This is a genomic window from Microbacterium forte (genome assembly GCF_031885415.1).
Taxonomy (GTDB): domain Bacteria; phylum Actinomycetota; class Actinomycetes; order Actinomycetales; family Microbacteriaceae; genus Microbacterium; species Microbacterium forte.
In genome coordinates, this window is sequence record NZ_CP116871.1 from 2,682,105 (window position 1) to 2,706,373 (window position 24,269).

At 68.6% G+C, this 24,269-nt stretch carries 23 protein-coding genes and 1 tRNA gene; 15 read left to right on the forward strand and 9 right to left on the reverse strand.

The window, feature by feature from the left end:
• Positions 1 to 4 precede the first annotated feature (4 nt).
• A complete protein-coding gene (locus OB895_RS12980; RefSeq protein WP_311877904.1) occupies positions 5 to 928 on the reverse strand; it encodes a DUF1295 domain-containing protein in 924 nt (307 codons plus the stop codon).
• A 17-nt stretch (positions 929 to 945) separates the two neighbouring features.
• Entirely contained in the window at positions 946 to 2,775 is a 1,830-nt protein-coding gene (locus OB895_RS12985) for an AMP-dependent synthetase/ligase (protein WP_311877905.1), read from the reverse strand.
• Between the two features lie 270 nt (positions 2,776 to 3,045).
• Between OB895_RS12985 and OB895_RS12990 the strand changes: the two genes are divergently transcribed.
• The 8 genes from OB895_RS12990 to OB895_RS13025 all read left to right on the forward strand — a co-directional run bounded on the left by OB895_RS12990 (position 3,046) and on the right by OB895_RS13025 (position 13,217).
• Positions 3,046 to 4,431 (forward strand): LLM class flavin-dependent oxidoreductase, encoded by a 1,386-nt coding sequence (locus OB895_RS12990; RefSeq protein WP_311879925.1) that lies wholly within the window; start codon positions 3,046 to 3,048, stop codon positions 4,429 to 4,431.
• Complete coding sequence (locus tag OB895_RS12995; RefSeq protein ID WP_311877906.1) at positions 4,428 to 5,813, forward strand: acyl-CoA dehydrogenase family protein; 1,386 nt, start codon at positions 4,428 to 4,430, stop codon at positions 5,811 to 5,813. The genes OB895_RS12990 and OB895_RS12995 overlap by 4 nt, the downstream gene beginning before the upstream one ends.
• Before the next feature lie 114 nt (positions 5,814 to 5,927).
• A complete protein-coding gene (locus tag OB895_RS13000; protein ID WP_311877907.1) occupies positions 5,928 to 7,550 on the forward strand; it encodes an ABC transporter substrate-binding protein in 1,623 nt (540 codons plus the stop codon).
• Positions 7,551 to 7,617: 67 nt separating this feature from the next.
• The gene (locus OB895_RS13005) at positions 7,618 to 8,661 is read left to right on the forward strand and encodes an ABC transporter permease (protein ID WP_311877908.1); all 1,044 of its coding nucleotides are present in this window, start codon (positions 7,618 to 7,620) and stop codon (positions 8,659 to 8,661) included.
• Positions 8,658 to 9,536, forward strand: coding sequence for an ABC transporter permease (locus OB895_RS13010; protein ID WP_311877909.1), 879 nt, complete (start codon positions 8,658 to 8,660; stop codon positions 9,534 to 9,536). Before OB895_RS13005 ends, OB895_RS13010 begins: the two co-directional genes overlap by 4 nt.
• A complete protein-coding gene (locus OB895_RS13015; protein WP_311877910.1) occupies positions 9,533 to 11,275 on the forward strand; it encodes a dipeptide ABC transporter ATP-binding protein in 1,743 nt (580 codons plus the stop codon). Before OB895_RS13010 ends, OB895_RS13015 begins: the two co-directional genes overlap by 4 nt.
• Positions 11,272 to 12,072, forward strand: coding sequence for a class I SAM-dependent methyltransferase (locus OB895_RS13020; RefSeq protein WP_311877911.1), 801 nt, complete (start codon positions 11,272 to 11,274; stop codon positions 12,070 to 12,072). The genes OB895_RS13015 and OB895_RS13020 overlap by 4 nt, the downstream gene beginning before the upstream one ends.
• Positions 12,073 to 12,248: 176 nt before the next feature.
• Positions 12,249 to 13,217: a hypothetical protein gene (locus tag OB895_RS13025; RefSeq protein ID WP_311877912.1), complete on the forward strand. Its 969-nt coding sequence runs from the start codon at positions 12,249 to 12,251 to the stop codon at positions 13,215 to 13,217.
• A gap of 50 nt (positions 13,218 to 13,267) precedes the next feature.
• Here the strand turns inward: OB895_RS13025 and OB895_RS13030 are convergent, their stop codons facing one another.
• Positions 13,268 to 13,783: a TetR/AcrR family transcriptional regulator gene (locus tag OB895_RS13030; protein WP_052492815.1), complete on the reverse strand. Its 516-nt coding sequence runs from the start codon at positions 13,781 to 13,783 to the stop codon at positions 13,268 to 13,270.
• Positions 13,784 to 13,909: 126 nt separating this feature from the next.
• On the opposite strand from OB895_RS13030, the gene OB895_RS13035 reads away from it, so the two are divergent.
• On the forward strand, positions 13,910 to 15,049 hold the full coding sequence (locus OB895_RS13035; protein WP_311877913.1) for a zinc-binding alcohol dehydrogenase family protein: 1,140 nt from the start codon (positions 13,910 to 13,912) through the stop codon (positions 15,047 to 15,049).
• 60 nt (positions 15,050 to 15,109) lie between these two features.
• Here the strand turns inward: OB895_RS13035 and OB895_RS13040 are convergent.
• Positions 15,110 to 15,183 (reverse strand) — tRNA-Gly (locus OB895_RS13040).
• A 93-nt stretch (positions 15,184 to 15,276) separates the two neighbouring features.
• On the opposite strand from OB895_RS13040, the gene dcd reads away from it, so the two are divergent.
• The 3 genes from dcd to OB895_RS13055 are packed head-to-tail and all read left to right on the forward strand — an operon-like array spanning position 15,277 to position 16,562.
• On the forward strand, positions 15,277 to 15,882 hold the full coding sequence (dcd, locus tag OB895_RS13045) for a dCTP deaminase (RefSeq protein WP_042536862.1): 606 nt from the start codon (positions 15,277 to 15,279) through the stop codon (positions 15,880 to 15,882).
• A gap of 1 nt (position 15,883) precedes the next feature.
• Complete coding sequence (locus tag OB895_RS13050; RefSeq protein ID WP_042536861.1) at positions 15,884 to 16,354, forward strand: hypothetical protein; 471 nt, start codon at positions 15,884 to 15,886, stop codon at positions 16,352 to 16,354.
• Entirely contained in the window at positions 16,347 to 16,562 is a 216-nt protein-coding gene (locus OB895_RS13055) for a DUF2283 domain-containing protein (protein WP_042536860.1), read from the forward strand. The genes OB895_RS13050 and OB895_RS13055 overlap by 8 nt, the downstream gene beginning before the upstream one ends.
• Positions 16,563 to 16,579: 17 nt before the next feature.
• On the opposite strand, the gene OB895_RS13060 is transcribed toward OB895_RS13055, so the two are convergent.
• Positions 16,580 to 17,014, reverse strand: coding sequence for a DUF6069 family protein (locus OB895_RS13060; RefSeq protein ID WP_311877914.1), 435 nt, complete (start codon positions 17,012 to 17,014; stop codon positions 16,580 to 16,582).
• Positions 17,015 to 17,101: 87 nt separating this feature from the next.
• Here OB895_RS13060 and OB895_RS13065 point away from each other — a divergent pair, with 87 nt between their 5' ends.
• The gene (locus OB895_RS13065) at positions 17,102 to 17,686 is read left to right on the forward strand and encodes a TetR/AcrR family transcriptional regulator (RefSeq protein ID WP_311877915.1); all 585 of its coding nucleotides are present in this window, start codon (positions 17,102 to 17,104) and stop codon (positions 17,684 to 17,686) included.
• A gap of 91 nt (positions 17,687 to 17,777) precedes the next feature.
• Here OB895_RS13065 and OB895_RS13070 read toward each other — a convergent pair whose 3' ends face one another.
• Positions 17,778 to 18,617: a MarR family winged helix-turn-helix transcriptional regulator gene (locus OB895_RS13070; protein ID WP_311877916.1), complete on the reverse strand. Its 840-nt coding sequence runs from the start codon at positions 18,615 to 18,617 to the stop codon at positions 17,778 to 17,780.
• A gap of 105 nt (positions 18,618 to 18,722) precedes the next feature.
• On the opposite strand from OB895_RS13070, the gene OB895_RS13075 reads away from it, so the two are divergent.
• A complete protein-coding gene (locus tag OB895_RS13075) occupies positions 18,723 to 19,328 on the forward strand; it encodes a MarR family winged helix-turn-helix transcriptional regulator (RefSeq protein WP_311877917.1) in 606 nt (201 codons plus the stop codon).
• Positions 19,329 to 19,498: 170 nt separating this feature from the next.
• On the forward strand, positions 19,499 to 20,935 hold the full coding sequence (locus OB895_RS13080; protein WP_311877918.1) for an HNH endonuclease signature motif containing protein: 1,437 nt from the start codon (positions 19,499 to 19,501) through the stop codon (positions 20,933 to 20,935).
• A gap of 22 nt (positions 20,936 to 20,957) precedes the next feature.
• Here OB895_RS13080 and OB895_RS13085 read toward each other — a convergent pair whose 3' ends face one another.
• Genes OB895_RS13085 through OB895_RS13095 form a run of 3 tightly spaced genes read right to left on the reverse strand, consistent with a single transcriptional unit; the run spans position 20,958 to position 24,269 of the window.
• On the reverse strand, positions 20,958 to 21,878 hold the full coding sequence (locus OB895_RS13085) for a cation diffusion facilitator family transporter (RefSeq protein ID WP_311877919.1): 921 nt from the start codon (positions 21,876 to 21,878) through the stop codon (positions 20,958 to 20,960).
• A 27-nt stretch (positions 21,879 to 21,905) separates the two neighbouring features.
• Positions 21,906 to 23,318 carry an MFS transporter gene (locus OB895_RS13090; RefSeq protein ID WP_042536853.1) on the reverse strand — a complete coding sequence of 471 codons (1,413 nt, stop codon included), beginning with the start codon at positions 23,316 to 23,318 and terminating at the stop codon, positions 21,906 to 21,908.
• 51 nt (positions 23,319 to 23,369) lie between these two features.
• Positions 23,370 to 24,269 carry an Lrp/AsnC family transcriptional regulator gene (locus tag OB895_RS13095; protein ID WP_311877920.1) on the reverse strand — a complete coding sequence of 300 codons (900 nt, stop codon included), beginning with the start codon at positions 24,267 to 24,269 and terminating at the stop codon, positions 23,370 to 23,372.

Consider the following 24,269-nt stretch of genomic DNA (forward strand, 5'->3'; position numbering starts at 1 on the left):
CTTTCTACGCAGCACGCTCCCGCACGGCAGGCCGGGTGAGGCGTGGGATCAACGAGGGCGTGCTCTCGCGGTACTCGACGTAGTCGGCGCGGTCGCCCCACTTCTTCTCGGCGCGCGCTTCGAGCAGTGGGATGCCGCTCACGCGGGTGAGCAGCAGGATCACGAACAGCGGCGACAGGATCGCGACCCACTGCCACCCCGCGAGCACGGGTGCGGCGGTCAGGAACACGCCCACCCAGATGACGATCTCGCCGAAGTAGTTCGGGTGCCGCGAGCGCGACCACAGGCCGGTACGGATGAACTCGTCCTTGTTCTTAGGGTCGGCGCGGAACGCCGACTTCTGTGCGTCGGCGACGATCTCGATGGTCATGCCGAGCAGCCACACGACGATGCCCACGACAGTCAGCCATCCGATTGGCGCTCGTGCCGCAGCATCCGTGCTGATCGCGATCCATGCCGCCGCCGCCGTGATCGACACCCACGCACCCTGGATCACCCACACCTGCAGGAAGCGCACGGGCGAGCCCTTGATCTCGTCGAAGCGGCCGTCGGATCCGGCCTTGTGCACGCGCATCGCGAGGAAGGATCCGAGGCGGGCGGCCCACAGGATCACCATCGCCGCGAGGATCCAGCTGCGCGCATCGGGCATAGGCGTCACCAGCACGAGAGTGACCGAGATGGCCAGGAAGGTGAGGCTGCCGGTGAGGTCGAAGAACCGCTCGGTGCGCAGGATCATCGCCGGGATGAACGCGATGACCTGGATGGCGAATGCCGCGGCGACGGCGAGGGCGAACAGCGGGATGCCGCCGATCGCCGCACCGCCCTGGCTCCCGGCGAGTGCGACGAGGGCTCCGATGACGAGCGCGACGATGATCGCGATGAGAGACGATCGCGAAGACTTGGGGGTGGAGGAGGTGGGGGAGGACATCGTTCTCTTTCTGCTTCTCAGAGGTACAGGTCTTCGACGGTGACGGCGGCGCGATCCAGCACGACGCTCCGCTTGAGCTTCATGGTCGGTGTGACCAGCGCGCGGTCGTCGAGGTCGGCGAAGACGACGCTGAACCGGCGCACCTGCTCGCTGCGGGCCACGAGTGCGTTGGCGGCGTCGACGGCATTCTGCAGGCGAGCGCGCAGGGTCGGGTCGGTCACGGCGCGGAGGTCGGCCTCGGCGATCGGAGGGATGCTGACGCCTTCGGATGCCGCCCAGGCCACGGTCTGCTCGGGGTCGAGCACGAGAAGCGCCGAGAGATACGGCTTGCCCTCGCCCACCATCACCGCGTGCGAGACGAGCGGATCCGCCTCGACCGCGCTCTCCCACCGCGTCGGCACCACCGTCTTGCCGTTCGAGGTCACGATCACGTCTTTGAGTCGGCCTTCGAGGAAGAGCCGGCCCTGGTCGTCGAGCCGCCCGAGGTCGCCGGTGCGGAAGAAGCCGTCGACGAAGGCACCCTCGTCGTGGGCCGGGTTGCGGTACCCGCCGAAGACGCCGATGCCGTTGGCGAGCACCTCGCCGTCGTCGCTGATGCGCACGGTGAGCCCTGGCAGCGGCGAGCCGACGCTGCCGGAGGCGATGCGACCGGGCAGGTTGCCGGTGAGCGGCGCCGTCGTCTCGGTGAGACCGTAGCCCTCGATGACGGGAACGCCGATGCCGCGGAAGAAGAGCGAGAGCTCGGCGTCGAGCGCGGCTCCACCCGACAGGATGTATCCGACGCGCCCGCCCATCACGGTGCGGAGGCGGCGGTAGAAGAGAGCGTCGAAGAAGCGGTGCCGCAGGCTGAGCCCGAGGTCTTTCGGGAGACGGCGGCCGGCGTCGATCCGTTCGGCGCGGTGGCCCCAGGCGATGGCCGTCGACCGGGCCTTCGCCCACACCGCCGAGAGCTTCTTCTCGGCGGCTTTGTCGGCCGCGGCGGCCTGGATCTTCTGCAGCACCCGCGGAACGACGACCAGGAATGTCGGGCGCAGAGTGTCGAGGGTCGCGACGACCGTCGAGGGATCGGAGAGGTGCGCGATGCGCATGCCGCTGGCCAGGCAGATCAGCTGCAGCCCGCGCGCCAGCACGTGGGCGAGGGGCAGGAAGATGACGGTGTTGCCCTGCTCGTTCACGATCTCGCGATACGCGGCGGCGATGTTGAGGACCTGCCCGAGGAAGTTCCGGTGCGTGAGCACGACGCCCTTGGGCTCGCCCGTGGTGCCCGAGGTGTAGACGATCGTCGCGGGGTCGTCCTGCGAGGCCGAGGTCCTGCGAGCCTCGAGTTCGTCGTCGGCGACGTCGACGCCCCGCGCGACCAGGTCGGAGAGCGTGCCGGATGCTGCGGCATCCATCGTCCAGGCGCCGAGAGTGTTCCGTCCGGTCTGCGTGAGCGCCGCCCGCAGAAGCACCGCGTGCTCCGTGGTGCCGCCGATCGCCAGGCGCACGCCGGCATCGGCGACGATGGCATTGACCTGCGACGGCGATGACGTCTCGTAGATCGGCACGACGACGGCGCCGGCGAACCAGGAGGCGAGGTCGGCGACGGCCCATTCGTAGCGCGTCGGCGCCATGATCGCGATGGGGTCGCCGGCCCGCACGCCCTGGGCGATGAAGCCCTTCGCCAGAGCGCGCACCTGGGTGAGGAACTCCCGAGTCGTGATCGGGCGCCACGGGCCTCGAGCATCCGCGCCTTTGACCTCGAAGGCGACGTGATCGGGAGCTGCGGCTGCGCGTGCGACCAGCAGGTCGGTGACGTTGCGATACCCGTCGAGGTCGGCGAGCGGCGGGGTCGACGATTCGATCATCGGAACTCCTCTCGGGCGCGCGAGAACGGGCCCATCTGCTCCTGTTCGGAGCCCGCGAGGAATCGGATGGGGTGAGAAGGCCATCCGGGCGAGGGAGAGGTTCTCGTATGACCCCCGGTTACCCCTCATGACACCGGGGCGGATCCGACCTCCGTCGCGACCTAGTGTGCTGATTCACCGGGCTCGCGTCGTGAGGCCCGTTCACCGCTGTCAGAGGAGACGATCATCACTGCCCGCACATCGGCCGAGCCGAAGCCCCTCATCCTCAACCTGTTCGAGATGAACTGCGTGAGCCACATCACGCACGGGCTGTGGCGCCTGCCAGGGAACAATCGCGACCGCTACACGGACATCCGGTACTGGACGGAGCTCGCGCGCACCGCCGAGCGGGGTGGATTCGACGCGATCTTCATCGCCGACGTCGTCGGTGCGTACGACGTCTTCCGCGGTGGCCCCGCGGATGCCCTGCGCGAGGGGCTGCAGATCCCGAACAATGATCCGATGCTCGTCGTCCCGGCGATGGCGGCGGTGACCGAGCACCTCGGATTCGGCATCACCTTCTCGACGAGCTACGAGCCGCCGTTCGGGTTCGCCCGTCGGATGAGCACCCTCGACCACCTCACCAACGGGCGCGTGGCCTGGAACATCGTCACGTCCTACCTGCCGAATGCGGCGCGGAACTTCGGCCTGGCCGAGGAGATCCCGCACGATGAGCGCTTCGCGATCGCGGAGGAGTACCTCGACGTCGTCTACAAGCTCTGGGAGGGATCGTGGGACGACGACGCCGTGATCCGCGACCGAGCGGCCGGGGTGTACTCCGATCCCTCGAAGGTCAGATACATCGACCACGAGGGCGAGTACTTCCGGGTCGCGGGCCCTCATCTCTCCGAGCCGAGCGTGCAGCGCACCCCTGTGCTGTTCACCGCGACCGCGTCGCCCGCGGGCATCGACTTCGCCGGTCGTCATGCTGAAGCGGTGTTCACCGGTGTCCGCGGCCCCGGAGGCGCGGGACCGCTGATCGACCGGTTCCGTGACTCGGCGAGGCGGAACGGCCGTGACGGCAGTTCGGTGAAGATCGTCGTGCAGGCCGCCGTGATCGTCGCCCCGACACAGGAGGAGGCCGAGCGCAAGGCCCAGGAGTATCGCGAGCACGCGAGCCTCATCGGCCGGTTCGTGCATGCGAGCCTGCCGTTCGACCCCACCGCGCACCCGGCGGAGCGCACGATCGCGGATGCGCTCGCCGCCGAGGGTCTGCCGGATGACACGCTGCCTCCGCAGTCGGTGTCGGGCACCGTGGGTGATTTCATCGAACGCGTCGGCGCAGAGCTCGAGCAGGACTTCTTCGCGGTCGGCACTCCCGAGGTCGTCGCCGACGAGATCGAGCGCTGGCTCGACGAGGTGGGCATCGACGGCATCAACCTCCGCCAGTACCACAGCTACGACACCCTGCAGGATTTCGTGGAGCTCGTCGTCCCCGAGCTCCAACGGCGGGGACGGCTGCGCACCGCCTACGTGCCGGGCGAGACCCTACGCGAGCGGCTGACCGGCGGCGGAGCGCGTCTCCCTGACGACCACCCGGCGGCGCGGTATCGCGGCGGAACCGGACTGGGCGGCACTCGACCGGCGGACTCCCGCCTGATCGGAGCCTCGGCATGAGCACGGCCACCGCTCCGAGCATCTCGTCCGTCGACTCGCCCGTTGCCGCGTCGACCGACCGACTCGCTGCGGCGCGCGAGCGATTCGCCCCGCTCTTCGCGGAGATCGCCGCGGGTGCGGCGTCGCGGGAGGCCTCGCGCGAGCTCCCCGTCGACGAGATCCGACGCCTCGCCGCCGCGGGGTTCGGCGCCCTGCGCCTCGACGTGTCGGAAGGCGGAGGCGGGTTGACCGCCGGCGAGCTCGTCGAGCTGCTCATCGACCTCGGTGCCGCCGACGCCAACCTTCCGCAGATCTGGCGCAACCACATCGCCTTCGTGGAAGACCGCCTCTGGCATCGTGAGGGCGGTGCTGACGACGTCTGGATAGCCCGCATCGCCCAGGGCGCTTTCGTCGGCGGTGCCTGGTCGGAACGCGCCACCGTGCCAGGCGCCAGGAGCAGCACGCGCTTCGACGCGTCGACGCGGCCCCCGACGGTGAGCGGCACCAAGTACTACAGCACCGGCAGCCTCTACGCCGACTGGATCACGGTGACCGCGAAGACGGATGACGGCGCGGATGTGCTCGTGGTCGTCGATGCCTCGGAAGCGGGCGTCGTGCGTCATGACGACTGGGGCGGTATCGGCCAACGGCTCACCGCCAGCGGCACGACCGAGCTCCGAGACGTCCCCGTCGCGGGTGACGCCGTGTTCCCGGACGGAGGTCGCTCGCCCCACCAGGAGACCATCTACCAGCTGGTGCTCGTCGCCGCGGTGGCGGGTGTGGCCGTCGGAGCGCGGGATGACGGTGCTGCCGCCGTCCGTGCACGGGTGCGCAACTATCCGCAGGGTCTCGCCGCTCTGCCGAGGGAGGACGCGATCGTGCAGGAGACGATCGGCGGCGTGGCGGCCGCCGCCGCGGCGGCTCGAGCCGTGGTCGTGCATGCGGCGCGCGAACTCGACGCCGGGCTGGAGGCCCTCCGTGCCGCCCGTGCGAGCGCCGAGGGGCTGCGCGCCGAGGACGCGAGGGGCAGCGACCTGCTGCATCCTGCCGCCGTCGCCACCTACGAGGCCCAGATCGTCACTGCCGACGCCGCCCTGCGCGCCTCGACCGAGCTGTTCGACGCGCTCGGATCCTCGTCGGTCGAACACAGGGCAGGCCTCGATCGGCACTGGCGCAACGCCCGTACCCTCATCTCCCACAACCCCCGTGGTTACAAGGCGAGGCTTCTCGGCGACTGGTACGTCAACGGAGCCGACCCCGATCCGTGGGCGGCTCGCCATGAGCCGCTTCCCGATCCCGCAGAGCGCGAGCCCGGTGCTGATCCTGATTCGAGGTCCGCCCCGGGAGCCGACACGCAACGTCATACAGCGACACCGACCGACGATCCCGGTCACCGCTGGTAACAGCGCGTGCGCAGGGCCCGATCCAGCCGCAGGATGGTCAACCACACGGGCACAGCAGTGGCCTTGTCGCATCCCGCCCCCCGCATCTCGAACCCAGCCTCAGGAGAATCCGCCATGTCCCGAATCACCGGACGACGAGTCAGACTCGCCGCCGCAGCCGTCGCCGCGCTCAGCATCGCGCTCGTCGGCTGCTCCGCCCAGCCGGCGTCCACCGACGCCGACGGCGGATCCCTCGTGTACCTCGACGCCGAGATCCCCACCTCCGCGCAGGTGCAGGAGTCCGGCACGTGGCAGACGCGTGCACTGCAGCAGAACATCACCGACCGGCTGCTGTACCGCAACCCCGACACGAACCAGCTGGAGCCCTGGATCGCCGAGTCGTGGACGGTCAGCCCTGACGGCCTCACCTACACGTTCGTGATCCGTGACGGCGTCACCTACAGCGACGGCACTGATCTCGACGCGTCGAGCGTCGCGAAGAACCTCGAGTGGCAATCCGCGGGCGACGAAGCGGTGGGCACCACCCCGAACGCCCAGTTCCCGAGCGGTCTGGCGGCGACCGCCGACGACGCGAGCCGCACGGTGACCGTCACGCTCCCCGAGCCGTACGCGCCGTTCCTCAACGTGCTCACCGGCTGGGGCTCCGGCCTCGTCGCGGATGCGACGATCGACGCGAGCAAGGAGGATCAGTCGAAGTTCGTGAACCTGATCGGGAGCGGGCCCTTCGTCGTCACCTCGGAGACCTACGGCAAGGAGATCGTGCTCGAGCGCCGCGACGGCTACGCCTGGGCGCCAGAGAGCTCGCCGAACCAGGGCGAGGCGCACCTCGCCCAGGTCACCGTGATCCCCGTGCAGGAGGACAGCGTTCGGCTCGGCACCCTCACGTCGGGGGAGGCCGACGTGATCCGTTACGTCCAGCCCAGTGAAGAGCAGGGACTCGCGGATGCCGGGTATGAGATCGTCTCGAAGACCGGCGTCGGCCTGAGCAACCAGTGGTTCCTGCGTCCCGGCGCCCCGCACTTCGACGACATCCAGGTGCGCAGAGCCCTGCTGCATGCGATCGACCGCGAGCAGATCATCGAGACTCAGTACACCGAGAGCTGGACGGCCGCGAGCTCGGTGCTGTCGCCGGGCACCTTCGGTTACGTCGACGAGTCGGCGAAGTTCGAGTACGACCCCGATGAGGCGAACAGCCTGCTCGACGCGGCGGGATGGACGGAGCGCGACTCCGACGGCTATCGCACCAAGGGCGGCGAGCGCCTGACGCTCAAGACCTACATCGACGTCTACGACAACACCGCGAAGAGTCTCTTCCAGCAGATCCAGAACCAGTTCAAGGACGTAGGCATCGAGCTGGCGCTGAACGAGCTCGACTACTCGACCTACTGGGCGACCGCCTTCGCAGACCCCGAAGTCGGACCGCTGCGGGTGGGATGGCCGCACCCGGACGCCTCGAAGGGTCTCAGCGAGTACTACGGCTCGGCAGGCTCGGATCTGCTCGGCCTCGCCGGGTCCGACCAGACCCTGCAGTCGCTGCTGGACTCGCAGTATGCCGCGACCGACGATGAGGCCCGGACGGCGATTCTCGGACAGATCCAGGACTATCTGATCGATCAGGCGTACGTGGTCCCGATCCTGAACGACAGCCAGGTGTACGTCACCCAGCAGCACGTGAAGGGCTTCCGCCTCACGGACGGCGCTCTGCCGGAGTTCTACAACGCCTCGATCGAGGACTGACCCGACGGGAGGGCGCCGCGCGCGACGCCCTCCCGTCGGAACGCCCGATGGCCGCAAGGAGGCCCGAATGCAGTACCGCACCTACGTCGTCCGCCGCATCGCGCAGGCGCTGCTCGTGATCGCTCTCGTCTACACCCTCGTGTTCTTCGCGCTCTTCGTACTCCCCGGCGATCCGATCGAGAACAAGCTCATCAGCCCGCTCAATCCGCTGCCGCCGTCCGCGGCAGAGGCGTTGCGGGCGTACTATCACTTCGACCTCTCACCCGTGGAGCAGTTCTTCCTGGCCGTGAGCCGTCTCTTCCAGGGCGATCTCGGATTCTCGCTCGTCAGCAACCGGCCCGTGTCGGAACTCGTGGCCCAGGGGCTCTCCGACACGATCGTCCTCGCCGCGATCGCCTTCGTCTTCACGATCGTGATCGCGTTGGCGACCGCCCTGGTCGCCGTGTACGCGCCCTGGAAGGCCGTGCGCAGTTTCGCGAGCGCCCTGCCGATCGCCTCCATCTCGGCACCGAGCTTCCTCATCGGCTTCGTGCTCCTCGCGGTCTTCTCGTTCCAGCTCGGCTGGGTCTCGTCGGTGCGCGATGAGGGATTCGTGTCGTATGTGCTCCCGGCGCTCACGCTCGCCCTCGCGGTGAACGGGCCGCTGTCGCAGGTGCTCATCCAAGGTCTGCGCAAAGCGGCCGACGAGCCGTTCGTCACGGTGCTCCGCGCCAAAGGGCGCAGCGAGTCGAGGATCGCGCTCGGACACGTGCTCAAGAACGGGGCGATCCCGTCGATCACGATGCTCGCTCTGATCGTGGGAGAGCTTCTCGCCGGTGCGGTGATCGTCGAAGCCGTCTTCACACGCACCGGGCTCGGGTTCATCACGTTCGAGAGCGTCCGCGATCAGGACACGCCCGTGGTGCTGGCGGTCGTGATCCTCATCTCCGCCATCTACGTCGGCATCAATCTGATCACCGACCTGCTCTACCCGATCCTCGATCCTCGCATCGTCACCCCCGGCCGGGTGACCGCGCAGTCGAGACGGCGGTCAGCCGCCGCGGACGGTCGCAGTCGTCCGCTCGGCCCGTCGTCGTCCGCCCCCGTCCAGGAAGAGAGCGTGCTCGCATGACGACTGCACTCGACAGACTCCCCGCCTCCGTCCACGACACCGTGGACGTCGAGCCGAGTGCCTTCCGTCGCCTCACCGCCCGGCTCGGATTCGGCGACCTCCTGGCGCTCCTCGTCCTCGCTCTCGTGCTGCTCTCGGTGCTCGCGCCGGGACTCCTGGCGCCCTACGACCCGCTCGCACCTGACGATGCGAATCCACTCGCCGCACCGTCCGCAGCGCATTGGTTCGGCACCGACTACCTCGGCCGCGACGTGCTGTCGAGGATCGTACACGGCACCGGTCGGACCCTGCTCGGCTCCGCGGTCGCCGTCCTCATCGGCCTCGGCGTCGGCACCGTGCTCGGTCTGATCGCCGCCTCGTTCGCCGGGATCGTCGACGCGGTGATCAGCCGGATCGTCGACGTTCTCCTGTCGATCCCGGGCCTGCTGCTCGCGATGGTCGTGATCGTCGCGCTGGGCTTCGGCACACTCAACGCTGCCGTCGCCGTCGGTATCTCCTCGATCGCGGCCTTCACCCGCATCATGCGCTCCGAGGTGCTGACCGTGAAGGACCTGCCGTTCGTCGAGGCGAGCCATCACCTCGGCGGGTCACGCCTCCACGTCCTCATCAGGCATGTGCTGCCGAACTCGTACTCGGCCGTGCTGTCGCTCACGGCACTGCAGTTCGGTCTCGCGATCATCTGGATCTCCGGGCTCAGCTTCCTCGGTTACGGCGCGCCGCCACCCGAGCCCGAATGGGGATTGCTGGTCTCGGAGGGGCGCCAGTACGTGGTCTCCTCGCCGTGGCTCGTCATCGTGCCCGGACTCGTGATCGGCGTCACCGTACTCGCCATCAGTCGCCTCAGCCAGCTCTCCCGTGGAAGGACCGCAGCATGACCGGCACTACCCACCCGCACCTGGCTCAGCATCTCGGTGGCCAGGCCGCCCCCGGCCTCCATGCCGTGCCCGAGAGGCCGCTGCCGCTCGTGGTCGATTCCCTCGCCGTCGGGTACTCGGTGCCCGGTTCGCGCCGACCGCTGCGGAGTGTGAGCGAGATCTCGTTCGAGGTCGGTCGCGGTGAGACGGTCTCGCTGGTCGGCCAGTCGGGCTCGGGCAAGAGCACGATCGCTCGCGCGGTCGCCGGGCTCCTCCCCGTGAACGGCCGGGTGACCTCAGGGCGCATCCAGGTCGCGGGCCACGACGTCGCACAGAGGTCGAGCAGGCAGTGGCGTCCGCTGCGCGGCACGACCCTCGGCTTCGTCCCGCAGGATCCGCTCAGCTCACTCGACCCGCTGCAGCGCATAGGCACCCAGATCGCACAGGCCGTCGCCGTATCGGGAGAGGTCGCGAGGGTCGACGTGCCCTCGAAGGTCGTCGAGCTGCTCGAGCACGTCGGCATCCGTGACGCCGCGTCGCGGGTCAGGGCGTACCCGCATGAGCTCTCCGGTGGCCAGCTGCAGCGCGTGCTCATCGCGATCGCGATCGCCGCGAGCCCGCAGCTGCTCATCGCAGACGAGCCGACCTCTGCGCTCGACGTGACAGTGCAGCGCCGCATTCTCGATCTCCTCGACGGGCTCCGCGACGAGCTGGGCCTCGGCATCCTGTTCATCACCCACGATCTCGCGCTCGCGCAGGAGCGCAGCGACGCGATCGTGGTGCTGCAGGACGGCGAGATCCGCGAGCAGGGGCGCGCCGACGAGGTGCTGTCCGACCCGCGGCATCCGTACACGATCCGCCTGCTCTCGGATTCACCGGCGTCCTCGCCGCTTCGGTACCGGGATCGGATCGCGCAGAGGGACACCCGACGCGAGACCTCGGATGCCGGTGCGGAGCGGGAAGCCGTGGTCGAGGTCGCCGGGGTCTCCAAGCGGTATGGTCGCGACCCGGATGCGCCGAAGGCGCTCGACGACGTCTCGCTGACTCTCCGACGCGGCAGCATCCATGCGCTGGTGGGCGAATCCGGATCGGGAAAGTCGACCCTCGCGCGCATCGCCGCTGGACTGACGTCGTTCGACGACGGTGCAGTAGCCGTCGCCGGTCGCGACCTGCCGCAGACCCCGTCGGTCGCCAATCCGTTCGCGCGGCAGCTGCAGCTCGTCTACCAGAACCCGCTGTCGGCAGTGGATCCGCGCTCGACGATCAGGCAGATCATCGAGGAGCCGCTGCGCATCCACGGGGTGCGCTCGGCCGTCGAGCGACGGCGCCGCGTCGCCGAGATCATCGATCAGGTGGCTCTGCCGGCGAGTTCGCTCGGACGACGTGCACGCGAGGTGTCCGGCGGGCAGCGTCAGCGCGTGGCGCTCGCGAGGACCCTGGTGATCGCGCCGTCCGTGCTCGTGCTCGACGAGCCGACATCGGCGCTCGACGTCTCGGTTCAGGCGCAGGTCATCGAGCTGCTGCTCGACCTGCGCGACGAGCGCGACCTCAGCTACCTGTTCATCTCGCACGACCTCGGACTGATCCGCCAGATCGCCGACGAGGTCACGGTGCTGTCGGACGGACGCGTCGTCGAGACGGGGTCGGCGGACATCGTGCTCGAGCATCCGCACCACGAGTACACCCGGGAGCTGCTCGACGCCGTGCCGCGCTTCGACACCGCTCGATCCGAGGAGGCCCGACTGGAGCGGGTCGGATGAGCCCGCAGGAACGGGCGGGGGCGACGGAGCGGGCGTCCGCTCAGGATGTCGATGCTCTGATCGCCGAGGCCGACGCCGCGTCGGTCGACGGCTGGGACTTCGGATGGATCGACGGCCACGCGACGGAGCAGCGTCCGACGTGGCGCTTCTCGGAGCTGCTCGCTCGGCGCATCGCCGTGGTCCCCTCTCTCCTCGACCTGGAGACCGGGGGTGGCGAGGTCCTCGACACGGCACCCACGCTCCCGCCGCTCGCCGCGGCGACCGAGTCCTGGCCACCGAACCTCACGCGCGCCGCCGCGCGTCTGCAGCCGCGCGGAGTGGTCGTCGTCCGCGTGACGGAGGGGCAGCCCCTGCCGTTCGCGGACGACAGCTTCGCTCTGGTCTCGAGTAGGCATCCGGTGGCCGTCGACTGGGCGGAGGTCTCGAGGGTGCTCGCACCCGGCGGCAGCTACCTCGCGCAGCACGTCGGGCCGGCGAGCGCGTTCGAGCTCGTCGAGGAGTTCCTCGGGCCGCAGCCCACGGAGATCCGCAGTCGCCGAGACCCCGAAGTCGAGGCGTCGGAGGCGAGGGCGGCCGGTCTCGACGTCGTCGATCTGCGCACGGAGCGCCTGCGTATCGAGTTCCACGACGTCGGCGCGATCGTGTGGTTCCTGAGAAAGGTGATCTGGCTGGTGCCGGGCTTCGACTCCGCTTCGCACCGCGAGCGTCTGCAGAGTCTGCACGAGCGGCTGCAGGAGGGCCCGTTCGTCGCTCACTCGTCTCGCACGCTCATCGAGGCCCGGAAGCCGCGGCGCTGACTCTCCGTGAAGGAGTCGTCACACATGTGGAGCTCGCGGAGGGTCGGTATCCGGGTGTCGCCGTAGTCTGAGTCGGACAGCTCGATGAGGACCTCAGGGACAGGGATCGATCAGTGACGACAGCTTCGACGACTGGCAGTTCACCGACGGCGCCTGCGGCTCGACGCGAGCGGCGCGTGTGGATCACACTGGGTGCCGTCGCGCTTGCGGTCGGCGGTTATCTGACCGCCGCAGCGCTGGTGGCGAACTCCAGTGATCCGTCGGAGGCAGTGCACTCGTACCTCGCGGCGATCGCCGACGGCGATGCCTCCACCGCCGCGCAGATCGTCGACCCGGATGCATCCGGTATCGATGCGACGTACCTGACCGACGACATTCTCGGTGCTTCCACCGAGCGTATCGAGGTGGTGTCCGTCACCACGACCACGCATGAGGGCGACACCGCGGAGGTGAGGGCTGTGATGGAGCTCGCCTCGCAGACTTTCACCCATACGTTCACGATGACGCGAGATGCGGGTGCCTACTGGCTGCTGCAGCCGGGATGGCGACCCGACTCGCCGCTGACCGTCGAGGCGACCGTGGCCGTGCGGGACAGCATCTCCCTCACGGGTGTGGAGCAGGTCGATCTCGCCGGCACCGAACTCGAGCTCGCTGTGAAGGATGTCGCCGGGGTGTCTGCGGACTCGCGGTCGGAGCCGGTGCAGGTGTATCCCGCCGTCTATGACCTGATCGGCCCAGACCTGGGTACCTACTTCACAGTCGCGCCCGATGAGCTGGCAGCCGTCCCGCCGACAGCGACGGCCGAACTCTCGGTCGCGGCGACGGAGGCACTGCAGACGGCTCTGACGGATGCCGCGAACGACCGAGCCGACGCGTGTGTCGAACCCGGTACCTCGGCGGATGCGGCCTGTCCTCTGCTCCTGAGGCAACAGGATCCGTCGACGATCGGGGTCATCCAGGCGCCGTACAACGTGACCTTTCGAACCGACCACCGATTCATGATCGACGTCGTCTTCTGGTACCGCCCGGAGGGGGGAGCCTCGTCCGGAACCGGCACGACCGACTATAGGACCGATCTCATCGGCACGTACACGGTCGACGGAGACGACGTGACGGTCGAGTTCACCCCCTGGGAAGACCTCTGACAGCTACCGACGCGTGACGCGCCGAAGAACGATCGCTCCCGCCGGCGATGTCACCCGTTGATCCATCCCTGCATGTCGGTCCACACCGCAGTCAGGGCATCCTCGAGTGAGAGATCGGAGGGGCCCTCCAGCCATCGGTCCATCGCGAGGTCGAAACACGTCACGGCGAGGGCGGCCAGGGTATGTGCGTGCTCAGGGGCGATGCCGCGCTGGTTCAGTGACCGTTCGATGGCGCGCGCGAGGTAGTGACTGCGCAGAAGATCGCGTTCGTGCAGCGCGGGTTCGCTGCGGATGATGCTGCGTCGACGTCCGATCTGCTCCCGCCACTCCTGGAGGCCTCGGCATGCTGCCGCGAGGCCTGCGCGCACGGTGGCCGTCCCGCCGCGTTCCTGCGGGATGGACTCCATGAAGTCGCTCACCGCTTGGGGGAACTCGCGATCTCGGAGGAACAGGACATCCCGTTTGTCGGAGAAGTGGCGGAAGAACGTCCGCGTGGTCAGTCCCGCCGCCTCGGCGATCTGGGGAACCGTGGTTCCCGAGTACCCCTGGTCGGTGAACAGGTTCATCGCTGCAGCTTCCAACCGCAGTGCAGCATCCGGTGACCATCGAGGCATACAGCAATGATGACACGAACTGTCGTAAGCTCGATCGTGATGACACGAGATGTCATCGGATACGGAGAGCAGAGGAAAATGAGCGACAACACTGCGGCGTGGATCGATTCCGCCTATGCGGACCTGACGATTCGAGATGCCCCGATGCCGAAGCCGGGGGCGGGGCAGCTCTTGCTCGAGGTGCATGCGGTGGCGGTGAATCCGCTCGATGCGATCATCCAGTCCAACGGCACTGTCATGTACGGATGGTTGCGCTACCCGGTGATCCTCGGGGAGGACGTCGCGGGCGTGGTCGTCGAGACCGGAGCGGGCGTGGACGACTTCGCCGTCGGAGACCGCGTCGTGGCGTATGCGATGGGCTTGGAGAAGGGGCGGGATGCCGTCTCCGAGAGCGGCTTCCAGACCTACGTCGCGGTCGACGCGAGCCTGGCCGCCGCTCTGCCGGCCACCACCGCTTTCGAGGATGCCGCCGTCCTGCCGCTGGCGGTGTCCACAGCGGCGGCCGGCCTGTTCGAGAAGGAGCAGCTGGGACTGGACTACTCCCGTCTCGGAGACGCGGCGCATCGCGATGAGGTCGTCGTGATCTGGGGCGGCGCGACAGCCGTCGGAGGCAATGCGATCCAACTCGCCCGAGCGGCCGGTTATCGCGTCATCACGACGGCCTCTGCGAAGAACCACGACCGGATGAGGCGGCTGGGCGCAGAAGCCGCCTTCGACTATCGCGACCCGAAAGCGGCGAATCGCATCGTCGAAGCCGTCGGCGGTTCCGCCGTGGCGGGGATCCTCGCCGTCGCGGTGGGATCGGCCGAACCCTGTCTGAGGATCGCCCGCGCCACCGGTGCCACGCGGATCGCGATGGCGAGCCCTCCCGTCTCGTTCTACGAACAACCCCGGCGTGGCGGTCTCTCCCTCGCCCGCATCCGCCTCTTCCTGAAGCTCGGAACGAAGACCGCCCTCCTGCAGGTGCGCAGTCGCGCTCGCGGCATCAGGGCATCATTCATCTGGGGGAGCGCCATCGCCACGTCTCCCGTGGGTCCGGCCGTCTGGGGCGGGAATCTCCCTGCCGCTCTCGCTTCGGGCAGCCACCACCTCTACCCGGAGGCCCACATCGCAGGACACGGGCTTTCGGCCATCCAAGAAGCCATCGACACCCTTCGCCTTGGCGTATCGGCACGGAAACTCGTCATCACCCTCGACCACCCACCGACGAATCCGTGATGGATCTACGAGGAGGTGCCGGAGTGCGTCGCGGGAACAGCGAGCGGGGCGTCACATATATGGAGGGGCTGACGGGAATCGAACCCGCGCTATCTGCTTGGGAAGCAGAAGTTCTGCCATTGAACTACAGCCCCGTACCCGCATCCGAGGAGCGGGTGAACGCAAGCCTACCCGCACGATCCGTCATGGCCAAAGTGTCGGCCGCGTGTGGTGACTAGGCTGGGGCCGTGCTTCTCAGCGACCGCGACATCAGAGCAGAACTCGCCTCCGGCCACATCGGTCTCGACCCGCACGAGCCGGAGATGATCCAGCCGTCGAGCATCGACGTGCGCCTCGACCGCTACTTCCGTCTCTTCGACAACCACAAGTACCCGTTCATCGACCCGTCGGTCGATCAGCCGGAGCTGACTCGGCTGATCGAGGTCGACCCCGACGAGCCGTTCATCCTGCACCCCGGTGAGTTCGCGCTCGGCGCGACGTTCGAGCAGGTCTCGCTGGCCGATGACATCGCTGCCCGCCTCGAGGGCAAATCGTCACTCGGTCGCCTGGGGCTGATCACGCACTCGACCGCGGGCTTCATCGACCCCGGCTTCACGGGGCACGTGACGCTCGAGCTCGCGAATGTCGCGACGCTGCCGATCAAGCTGTGGCCGGGCATGAAGATCGGACAGTTGTGCTTCTTCCGGCTGACCTCTCCGGCTGAGAATCCGTACGGCTCCGGTCCGTACGGCAACCGCTACCAGGGACAGCGCGGGCCCACGGCATCCCGCTCGTTCCAGAACTTCCACAAGACCGACGTCGGAACGACCGACGTCGGAGCCGTAGGGGGCTGACATGAGCGGTGACAGCAGAGATCCGTACATCCCGTCGGAGGACGCTGTCGTTCCGCCGCCGCCGGCCGAGATCCCGATCCCCGACGGTCTGATCCCGCCGCCTCCGTCGGAGTCTGCGATTCCGGATGCGGTCATTCCGCCGCCTCCGTCGGAGTCTGCGATTCCGGATGCGGTGATCCCGCCGCCTCCCCCGGAGGCGATGCTTCCGTCGACGCGCCGATCGCGGCCGAAGCCGGCGATCCTCACCGGCGACCAGCCTGCACCGGTCGCGGAGGACTGGGCGCAGCCGTCCGTCGCGCCCGAGGCGCCGACGTCAGGCGGATACGGCGCGCTGACTTTCGTGATCTTCGCGTTCCTCATCGTCTTGCTCGTGGCAGCGATCGCCGGGGCCGTCTATCTCGGCACGAACGTGTCGTTCGCGCTGGCGACTGGCGAGCCTGCGACGGTCGACGGGTCGCTGTGGCATGGGTGATCTGAGATACGACCCCGAGGTCGATGCCGCCTATGTGACTCTGGGTGCTCCGATCGCCGACGGCGAGGTTGCACGAACCGTTCCGGTCGACCTGCCGGACGGCGTCTCGGGTGAGCTGTTCCTCGATTTCGACGAGGACGGCCATCTGCTCGGCATCGAACTCCTCGGTGCCTCTCGGTTGCTCCGTCCGGAGGGCCGCGCCGTCTGACATGCAGCGGGTTCCCGTCAGCTCAACCGCGACGCCCACATGTACGCGGGCACTGCCACGGCGACGACCACGAGGTGCATGACCATCAGCGCGATGACGGCGCTCACTGTCGTCCCGGGGATGAAGCGCAGGGCGAGCAGCAGAACGTCGGGGACGAACGACGCCACGGTCACGATCGGCACGACCATGGTGAGAGTGCGGCGGGGGTCGCGCGCGTGGCGGCGCACGAGCGACCATCCGATCCACCCGGCGACGACGCCCACGGTGGTGAACAGGCTGAAGGCGGGGAACGTCAGCGGGCCGTAGGTCGTCGGCGCGCCGGCGGCAACGGCGATGAGGGCGACCATGGAGTTCGCCGCGATCGCGATGGCCACGGCGGCGGCGAGTATGAGGGCGCGACGCAACCGTGAACCGGTGGCGTGCCGATCTCCGCGGGCGGTGGTGGTGACCATGACGACTCCTTCGCTGATCTTATTCCGGTACTGATCAGTACCGGATATAACGGTACTGCTCGATACCGGAACATACAATGGGGTGCGATGAGCGAAGACGAATCGAATCGGCGCGCAGGGCGTCCCCGCGACCCCGGCGTCGAGAGGGCGATCCTCGACGCGGTTCAGGAGCTCCTCATCGAGAACGGCTATGCCGGCACGACGATCGGCGCGGTCGCTGATCGTGCGCGCTGCGGACGGTCCGCCATCTACCGTCGCTGGGAGAACAAGGCCGAACTCGTCGTGGCGGCTGTCCGGGCGCTGCAGGTGACCGCCGCGGTTCCGGACACCGGAACGCTCCGCGGTGATCTCATCGCCGCGGCTATGCACTTCGCCCAGGCGGATGAACGGACGGCGGGCGTGCTCGCCAGCATCCTGAGCGAGATCGGCCGCGACGACGAGTTGCGCGACGTCGCCTATCGAGTGGTCGGGGGACCGCCCGTCGCAGCGCTCGGCGCGGTGATAGAGCGGTGGATCGAGCGGGGCGAGGTCCGGGCGGACGCTCCGGTCGCGCTCGTCGCGGGTCTCGTGCCGACCGCCGCGTTCGGCAGCATCAGTCTGCGCCGGCGTGCGCTCGAACCGGATGCGGTGGTGCAGCTGGTGGACGAAGTCGTCCTTCCCGCTCTCCGGTAGGAGGTGGCCCCATTCCCGGTGAACGGCGAACGCCCCGTTCGCCGGAGCGAACGGGGCGTTCTGTGGATCAGGTGCCTGCTGACGGATGCCGTCAGGCGTCGCGACCGCGGGAGAACCCGGCGTCGAAGCCGCGCTCATAGGCGTGCTGCGCCGCTCGGGCGACGCGGTGCTCGCCGTGGCGGGGCCCTTCGTGCCTGCTGTGCTCGTGCCCGCCGCCTGCGTGCCCGGCGCCTGCGCGACCGTGGTTCGCGCGATCGTGCGCGTCCGCGAAGCGGTCGTGCCCCGGGTGCCCGCGGTGTCCGCAGTCGTGGCCGCTGAGCTCGGCATCCGCTCCGTGCTCGTGCTCGTGCTCGTGCTCGGAGTCGAACCCGGGTGCGAAGCCGCGACCACGTCCGAACGGGTGTCCGTGGCGACGGCCGAAGCCACGTCCGGGACGGCCGGGGCCGAACCCGTGTTCGGGCGCGAAGCCGCGACCGAAGCCGCGGGGTCCGAAGCCGTGACGACGACCGCGTCCACGGGGGAGCGGAGTCTCTTCGTCCCAGCCGAACGCACGGGCGATCTGCTCGAGCGAGTTCATCGTGGTCTCGAGGTCTTCGGGGCTCACGGCGTCCGTGACCTTGGCGCGGATGCCGTCGACGATGCCGCCGAGGCGCTCCTTGGCCGCACGGCCGTCGTCGGTCAGCGTCCAGCCGTCGCCGTCGGCGACGACCCAGCCACGCTCGACGAGGGCGTGCAGCTTGTGGGCGTTCAGAGGGCGACGGGCGGGCGCGGTGCCATCGATGACGTTGAGGATCCGCCAGTCGCGGCGGCTGGCGTGCTCGCCCTCGAATGCGGAGTCGAACTCGGCCGCCATCAGGCGGTCGACGGCCTTCAGCCAGTAGCCGAAGGGGCGGTGGGTGCTGTCTGTGTTCTGAGTGTCAGAGGTGTTCATGAGTGGAATCCTTAGATGTCATGGGGCATGTGCTTGTCACTATGCATGTATATGTAGTGTGACATGCAGTAACGATCCATGTCAAGTCGCATGTAAAATCGAATTGTGAGCTCCGCTGAGAATGACCCCGCCGAGGCCATAGCCCGCGCCCTGTCGCGTCTGCGCGGACGACGTCCTGGCGAGCGCGGGCGTGGCCCGCGAGGCATGGGCGGGCCGCACGGGTGGCACGGCGGGCCGCACTCCGACCACGCGGACCATGACGACCACGCAGACGGTTCGGGCCATTCGGGCCATTCCGACCAGGGGCATCACGGGCACGGGCGGCCTGGGCACCCGGGCATGCCGCCCTGGATGAACGACCCGTCCGGACGCTTCGGCGGACCGGCTCGCATGCGGATGCTCGAGGCGCTCGCCGCGGCGTCGGCCCCGCTCAGCGTCAGTGACCTCGGTGCGGCGATCGGCGTCGACCAGCCCCGAGCATCGAGGCTCGTGCAGCAGGGGGTCGCACACGGCTTCGTGCGCCGTGAGGCCGACCCCGACGATGCGCGGCGCACCCGGATCGCGCTGACCGACGAGGGGCGGAAGATCGCCCGTGGGATGCGGGGCGAACGGCGAGAGGCGCTGGGGAAGGCGCTCGCGGCCTTCACCGATGACGAGCGCGACCAGCTCGCGACGCTGCTGAACAAGCTCGCCGACAACTGGGAGAGCTGAGCACGCACGTGACGTGCGCTGTCGGCCGGCGTTACCGATCGCCGGTGTTCCGCGATCGCTGACCGGTGTTCCGGAACGCTCATCCGGTGTTCCGGAATATGCTTCTGATCTGGTCGAAAAGTGCTCGATTCTGCGTTCTGAATGTCGGCGGCCCCGAGTTGGATGGAGTCATGTCATCCCGCACTCGCGCCCTCCTCGATCAGGTCGTCGCCGACCTCGATCGGGTGCTGTCCGATGACGCGCTCGCCGGATTGTCCGACGCAGAACGGGTGGAGGTGCTGCAGGCGGCGGGCGCAGCGTTCCGTCGGGTCGAGGCCGTGGTGGTCGAGACGATCGCGACGGGGGATGCGGTGGAGTTCCCGCATTCCACCGGATGCCGCACGCAGAGCGAACTGCTGCAGCGCACGCTGCTGACAGACCTGCGCGGGGCGACGCGCGTCGGGAAGGTCGTCGATCTGGTGCGGCGGAGGGTGAACCTGGTCTCCGGCGACCGCATGCCTGCACGGTGGCCGGCGCTGCGAGAGGCGATGCTCGACGGTGCGATCGGAGTCGCCGGGATGCTCGCCGCAACCGAGCCGATCGAGAAGGTGTCATATCGCATCAGCGCCGTTGACCGGCTCGATGCCGACGAGTGCCTCGCCCGTGCGGCGAGGGGCGTCAGGCCCGACCCGCAGGCCGGCCCCGGCGCAGAGGTGCAGGGCCCGGCCCCGACGCTCGACGAGCTGAAGCTCCTTGCAGAGACGTTGGTCTCGCTGCTCGACCCCGACGGAGACGAGCCCGGCGATGAGCCTGCCCGCCGCCGGGGGATAACCCTCGGGCGGGTACGCGACGGACTGCGGTCGATCAAGGGATACCTGACGCCCGAGGTCGCGGCCCAGCTCGAGCTGATCCTCGATGCGGTGAACAACCCCAAGGGCGACGGGCCGCCGATGCCGGGCGTGGCGTTCACCCCCACCGATTCGGGCGCGGCCGACGACGACGATCCGTACAACTCTGATCCGCGTGCCGTCATCGATGACCGCACGGCGGCGCAGAAGCGGCACGACGCATTCGCCGTCGCCCTGGCGATCGCCGCCCGACACCGAGACATGCCCACTCTCGGCGGCGCGTCCCCGACTCTGGTCGTGACGGTGGATGCGAAGGACCTCGAGAACGGCACTGGGCGCGCGAGCGTCAGCGGTGCGTGGGGACAGCTGCCCGCGAGTGTCGCCTCGCACGTCGGATGCTCGGGGACGATACAGCGGGTCCTTCTCGCCGAGGGTCGGATCATCGGGATCACCACGACGGATCGGGTGTTCTCGGTGCACCAACGCCGCGCGATCATCGCGCGCGACAGGGAGTGTCTCATCCCGGGGCGTCACGTGTCGGCGTCGTGGTGCGAGATCCACCACGTCACCGAGCACGCCAGGGGTGGGCCGACGCATACGGACAACGGTGTGCCGTTGTGCTGGTGGCACCACCGAAGTCTGGGCACGTCCGGGTGGGAGATCCGGATGAACGACGGCATTCCGCAAGTGCGGGGACCGGCATGGTGGGATCCGGCACAGCGATGGCGCACCCCGCGGCTCAGTCTTCCGGAAGAGTCGGCCCTTGCTCCCGCCGGATGATTCGGCGTCCAGCGTGAGAGGTTCAGGAGACCTCGCCGAACTCCAGCGACTTCTCGTCGTCGACCGACAGCGACAGCACCACGGTCTCGACGACCGGATGCGCCTCGATCTGCTGTTCGATCGCGCGCAGGCTCCGGGCCACATCGTGTTCACGGGCGTCTCCGGTGAGATCGACCTCGGCGACGATGAAGAGTCGGTTCGGGCCCACGTACTCGATGTGCAGATAGGTGAGCCGCTGGATCTGCGGCGACGAGAGCAGTGCGCGCCCGACGCGATCGCGCAATGCGGGCGACGCGTTCGAGCCCACGAGAAAGGCGATGTTGCGGCCGATGAGGATGATCGCGACCACCCCGAGCAGCACGCCGACGAGGATCGACCCCACGGCATCCCACGCGGCGACTCCGGTGATCTGGTGCATCGCGATCGCACCGGCCGCGATCACCAGCCCGATCAGGGCGGCCATGTCCTCGAAGAACACCGCCCGCAGCGTCGTGTCGCTGGTCTCGAGCACATAGTCCCAGGTCGACGATCCGCGCTCGCGCGCCAACCGTCGCGACTTCACCATCGCCTGCGTGAACGACGCACCCTCGAGCACGAAGGCGATGCCGAGCACGGTGTACGCCACCCCGGGGCTCTCTACGGGGCCTGTCTCGGCGAGTTCCTGCACGCCGTGCATGATCGACACGATCGACCCCGCGGTGAAGATCCCGAACGCCGCGATCAACGACCACACGAACGCCGCACGTCCGTAGCCGAGCGGATGCCGCTCATCCTTCACCCTCGCGCCCCGGCGGTCGGCGATGAGCAGGAACACCTCGTTGCCGGCATCCGCCCACGAATGCGCCGCCTCGGCGACCATCGACGCCGAAGACGTGATCACCGCAGCGATCGTCTTGGCGATCGCGACGAGGATGTTGGCGAGAAAAGCGATGATGACCGTCACGCGGTCAGGCTACTCCCGCATCGCCCCTCAGCCGCGCTGCGTCGCCTTCACCGGCAGCAGCAGCAGGAACCCGGCGATCAGCACCAGCACGATGCCCAGGATGCCGTACGACGTCGAGCCCGAAAGCACGATCAGCAGAGTCCAGGCGCCCGATGCCATCCAGCTCGCCGCCCGCCCGGTCGTCGCATACAGGCCGAAGATCTCTCCCTCGCGCCCGGCGGGCGTGATGCGGGCGAGGAACGACCGCGACGCCGCCTGGGCGGGGCCGACGAAGGCGCAGAGCACCAGGCCGCCGATCCAGAAGACGACCGTTCCGGCATCCACCAGGAAGAACACCGCGAGGCCTGCGACAACCATGGCGGCGAGGGAGACGAGGATGATCCGCTTCGGGCCGAAGCGGTCGTCGTAGCGCCCGGCGATGATCGTCGAGACGCCCGCGATGAGGTTCGCGGCGATGCCGAAGATCACGAGGTCGAGGAAGCCGAAGTCGAACACCTGGCTGGCGATCACGGCGCCGAAGGCGAAGACGCCGCCGAGCCCGTCGCGGAACACGGCGCTCGACAGCAGGAACCAGAACGTCTGACGAGTGTCGGGGTTGCGGTACAGGCCGACGACGTCCTTCACCAGCAGGCCGTAGGAGGCGAAGAAGCCGACCTTGCGTTCGGGGCGTCCGAGCGACGGCTCCGGCACGTTGAGGAAGATCGGGATCGAGAAGACGATCGCCCAGAGCGCACAGGCGACAGCGATGATGCGGAACGGCAGTCCCGCGTCATCCGGCAGGCCGAACCAGTCGAAGACGTAGAAGACGACGACGAGCACCAGTGCGAGGATGCCGCCGATGTAGCCGAAGCCCCAGCCGAGGCCCGAGATGCGCCCGACGGTCTTCGGGTTCGCGATGCCGATCAGCATGGCGTTCGAGTTGACCGCGGCGATCTCGCCGAAGACGGACCCTGCCGAGATCAACGCGACGCCGAGCCAGAACAGCGTCGGCGTCGGTTCGACGAACCACAGCCCGAGCATGCAGGCGACGAGCGCCCCGGTGCCGATCCCGAGCCAGAGCTTCTGGCGCCCCGCGGCATCCGCGCGCTGACCCAGCACCGGTGCGATCAGGAGGATCGCGATCCCGGCGATCGTCGACCCGAGGCCCAGACCCGAGGCGAGGTCCGCCTCGGCTGCCTCGCGGATCGGGTCCTTCGCGTCGAGGCCGGCGATCTCCGCCGGAAGGAACGCCTCGGTCGTGAGATACAGCGCCGTGAAGATGAAGGTGAGGATGACGGTGTTGAAGGGCTGCGTCGCCCAGTCCCACAGCGCCCACGAGTAGACCTGCTTCTTCGGTGCGGGGGTCTCGCCGCGCAGGTCGAGGCCGATCACGCCGACCGCGCCGCTGTTCGCCGTCGCGGCGGGCTCGGGCACCGCGCCGCTCTGCGGGGATTCGCTCATGATCGCAGTCTGGCGGCGCGCGGTGAACGGACGGTGACGGCGCGCCGCACGTCAGGGGTGGGGCATCGGCTCGCGCAGCATCCGCGCGTAGTCCTCTTTGAGCACGGCCAGGTGCAGCCACGCCTCGATGCGGGTGACGCCGGCCAGCGACCTCAGCCGCTCGAGACTCGCGTACAGCGCTCCCGCAGACGGCTCGACCAGCGTGGCCACCGCGTCGAAGCGCCCGAGGGTGCGGGCGGCGAAGTCGATCCCTCGCCCGGTCTTCAGCTCCTCGATCACCGCCTCGTCATCGTGGTTGAGATTGAGGCCGACGCCCATCGACAGCTGTCGGTGCGCGAGACCCCTGGCCTCGACAGCGCTGATCTTGATCACCCCGCCGTCGATCAGTCGCTGCACCCGGGTCGCGACAGCCGAGGGGGAGAGGCGCACGGCCTCGCCGAGTGCACGGAAGCTCATGCGTCCGTCGGACTGCAGCCGTTCGATGAGGTCTTCATCGACCGTGTCGAGCGTGACGTCACCGTGGTACTCCGAGACGAAGAAGCCCTTCACGACGGTCGAGTAGATGATCGTGTTGATGTCGAGCACGCCGTCGATCGCTCGGATCTGCGCCAGCAGGTCGTGCAGATCCGCCATGGTGCCCAGGCGCACCTCGGTGACGAGATCGTGGGCACCGCCGACCGCCGAGACGAGCACGGTCTCGCTCATGTCGCGCAAGTGCTCGGCGACGATCTCCACGGCCCCATCGGTGCGGATCGACACGTGCGCGAGCACGTGCTGACCGAGGAACACCGGATCCACCGCTGCCACGACGCGCACGGTGCGGTCGTCGAGCATCGTGCGCAGTCGGGCGGCGACCGCGGCTCTCGACTGTCCGAGGCGCAGCGACAGCGAGCGGATGCTGGCGCGACCGTCTTCCTGAAGAGCGCGGATCAGTTCGGCGTCGAAGTCCAT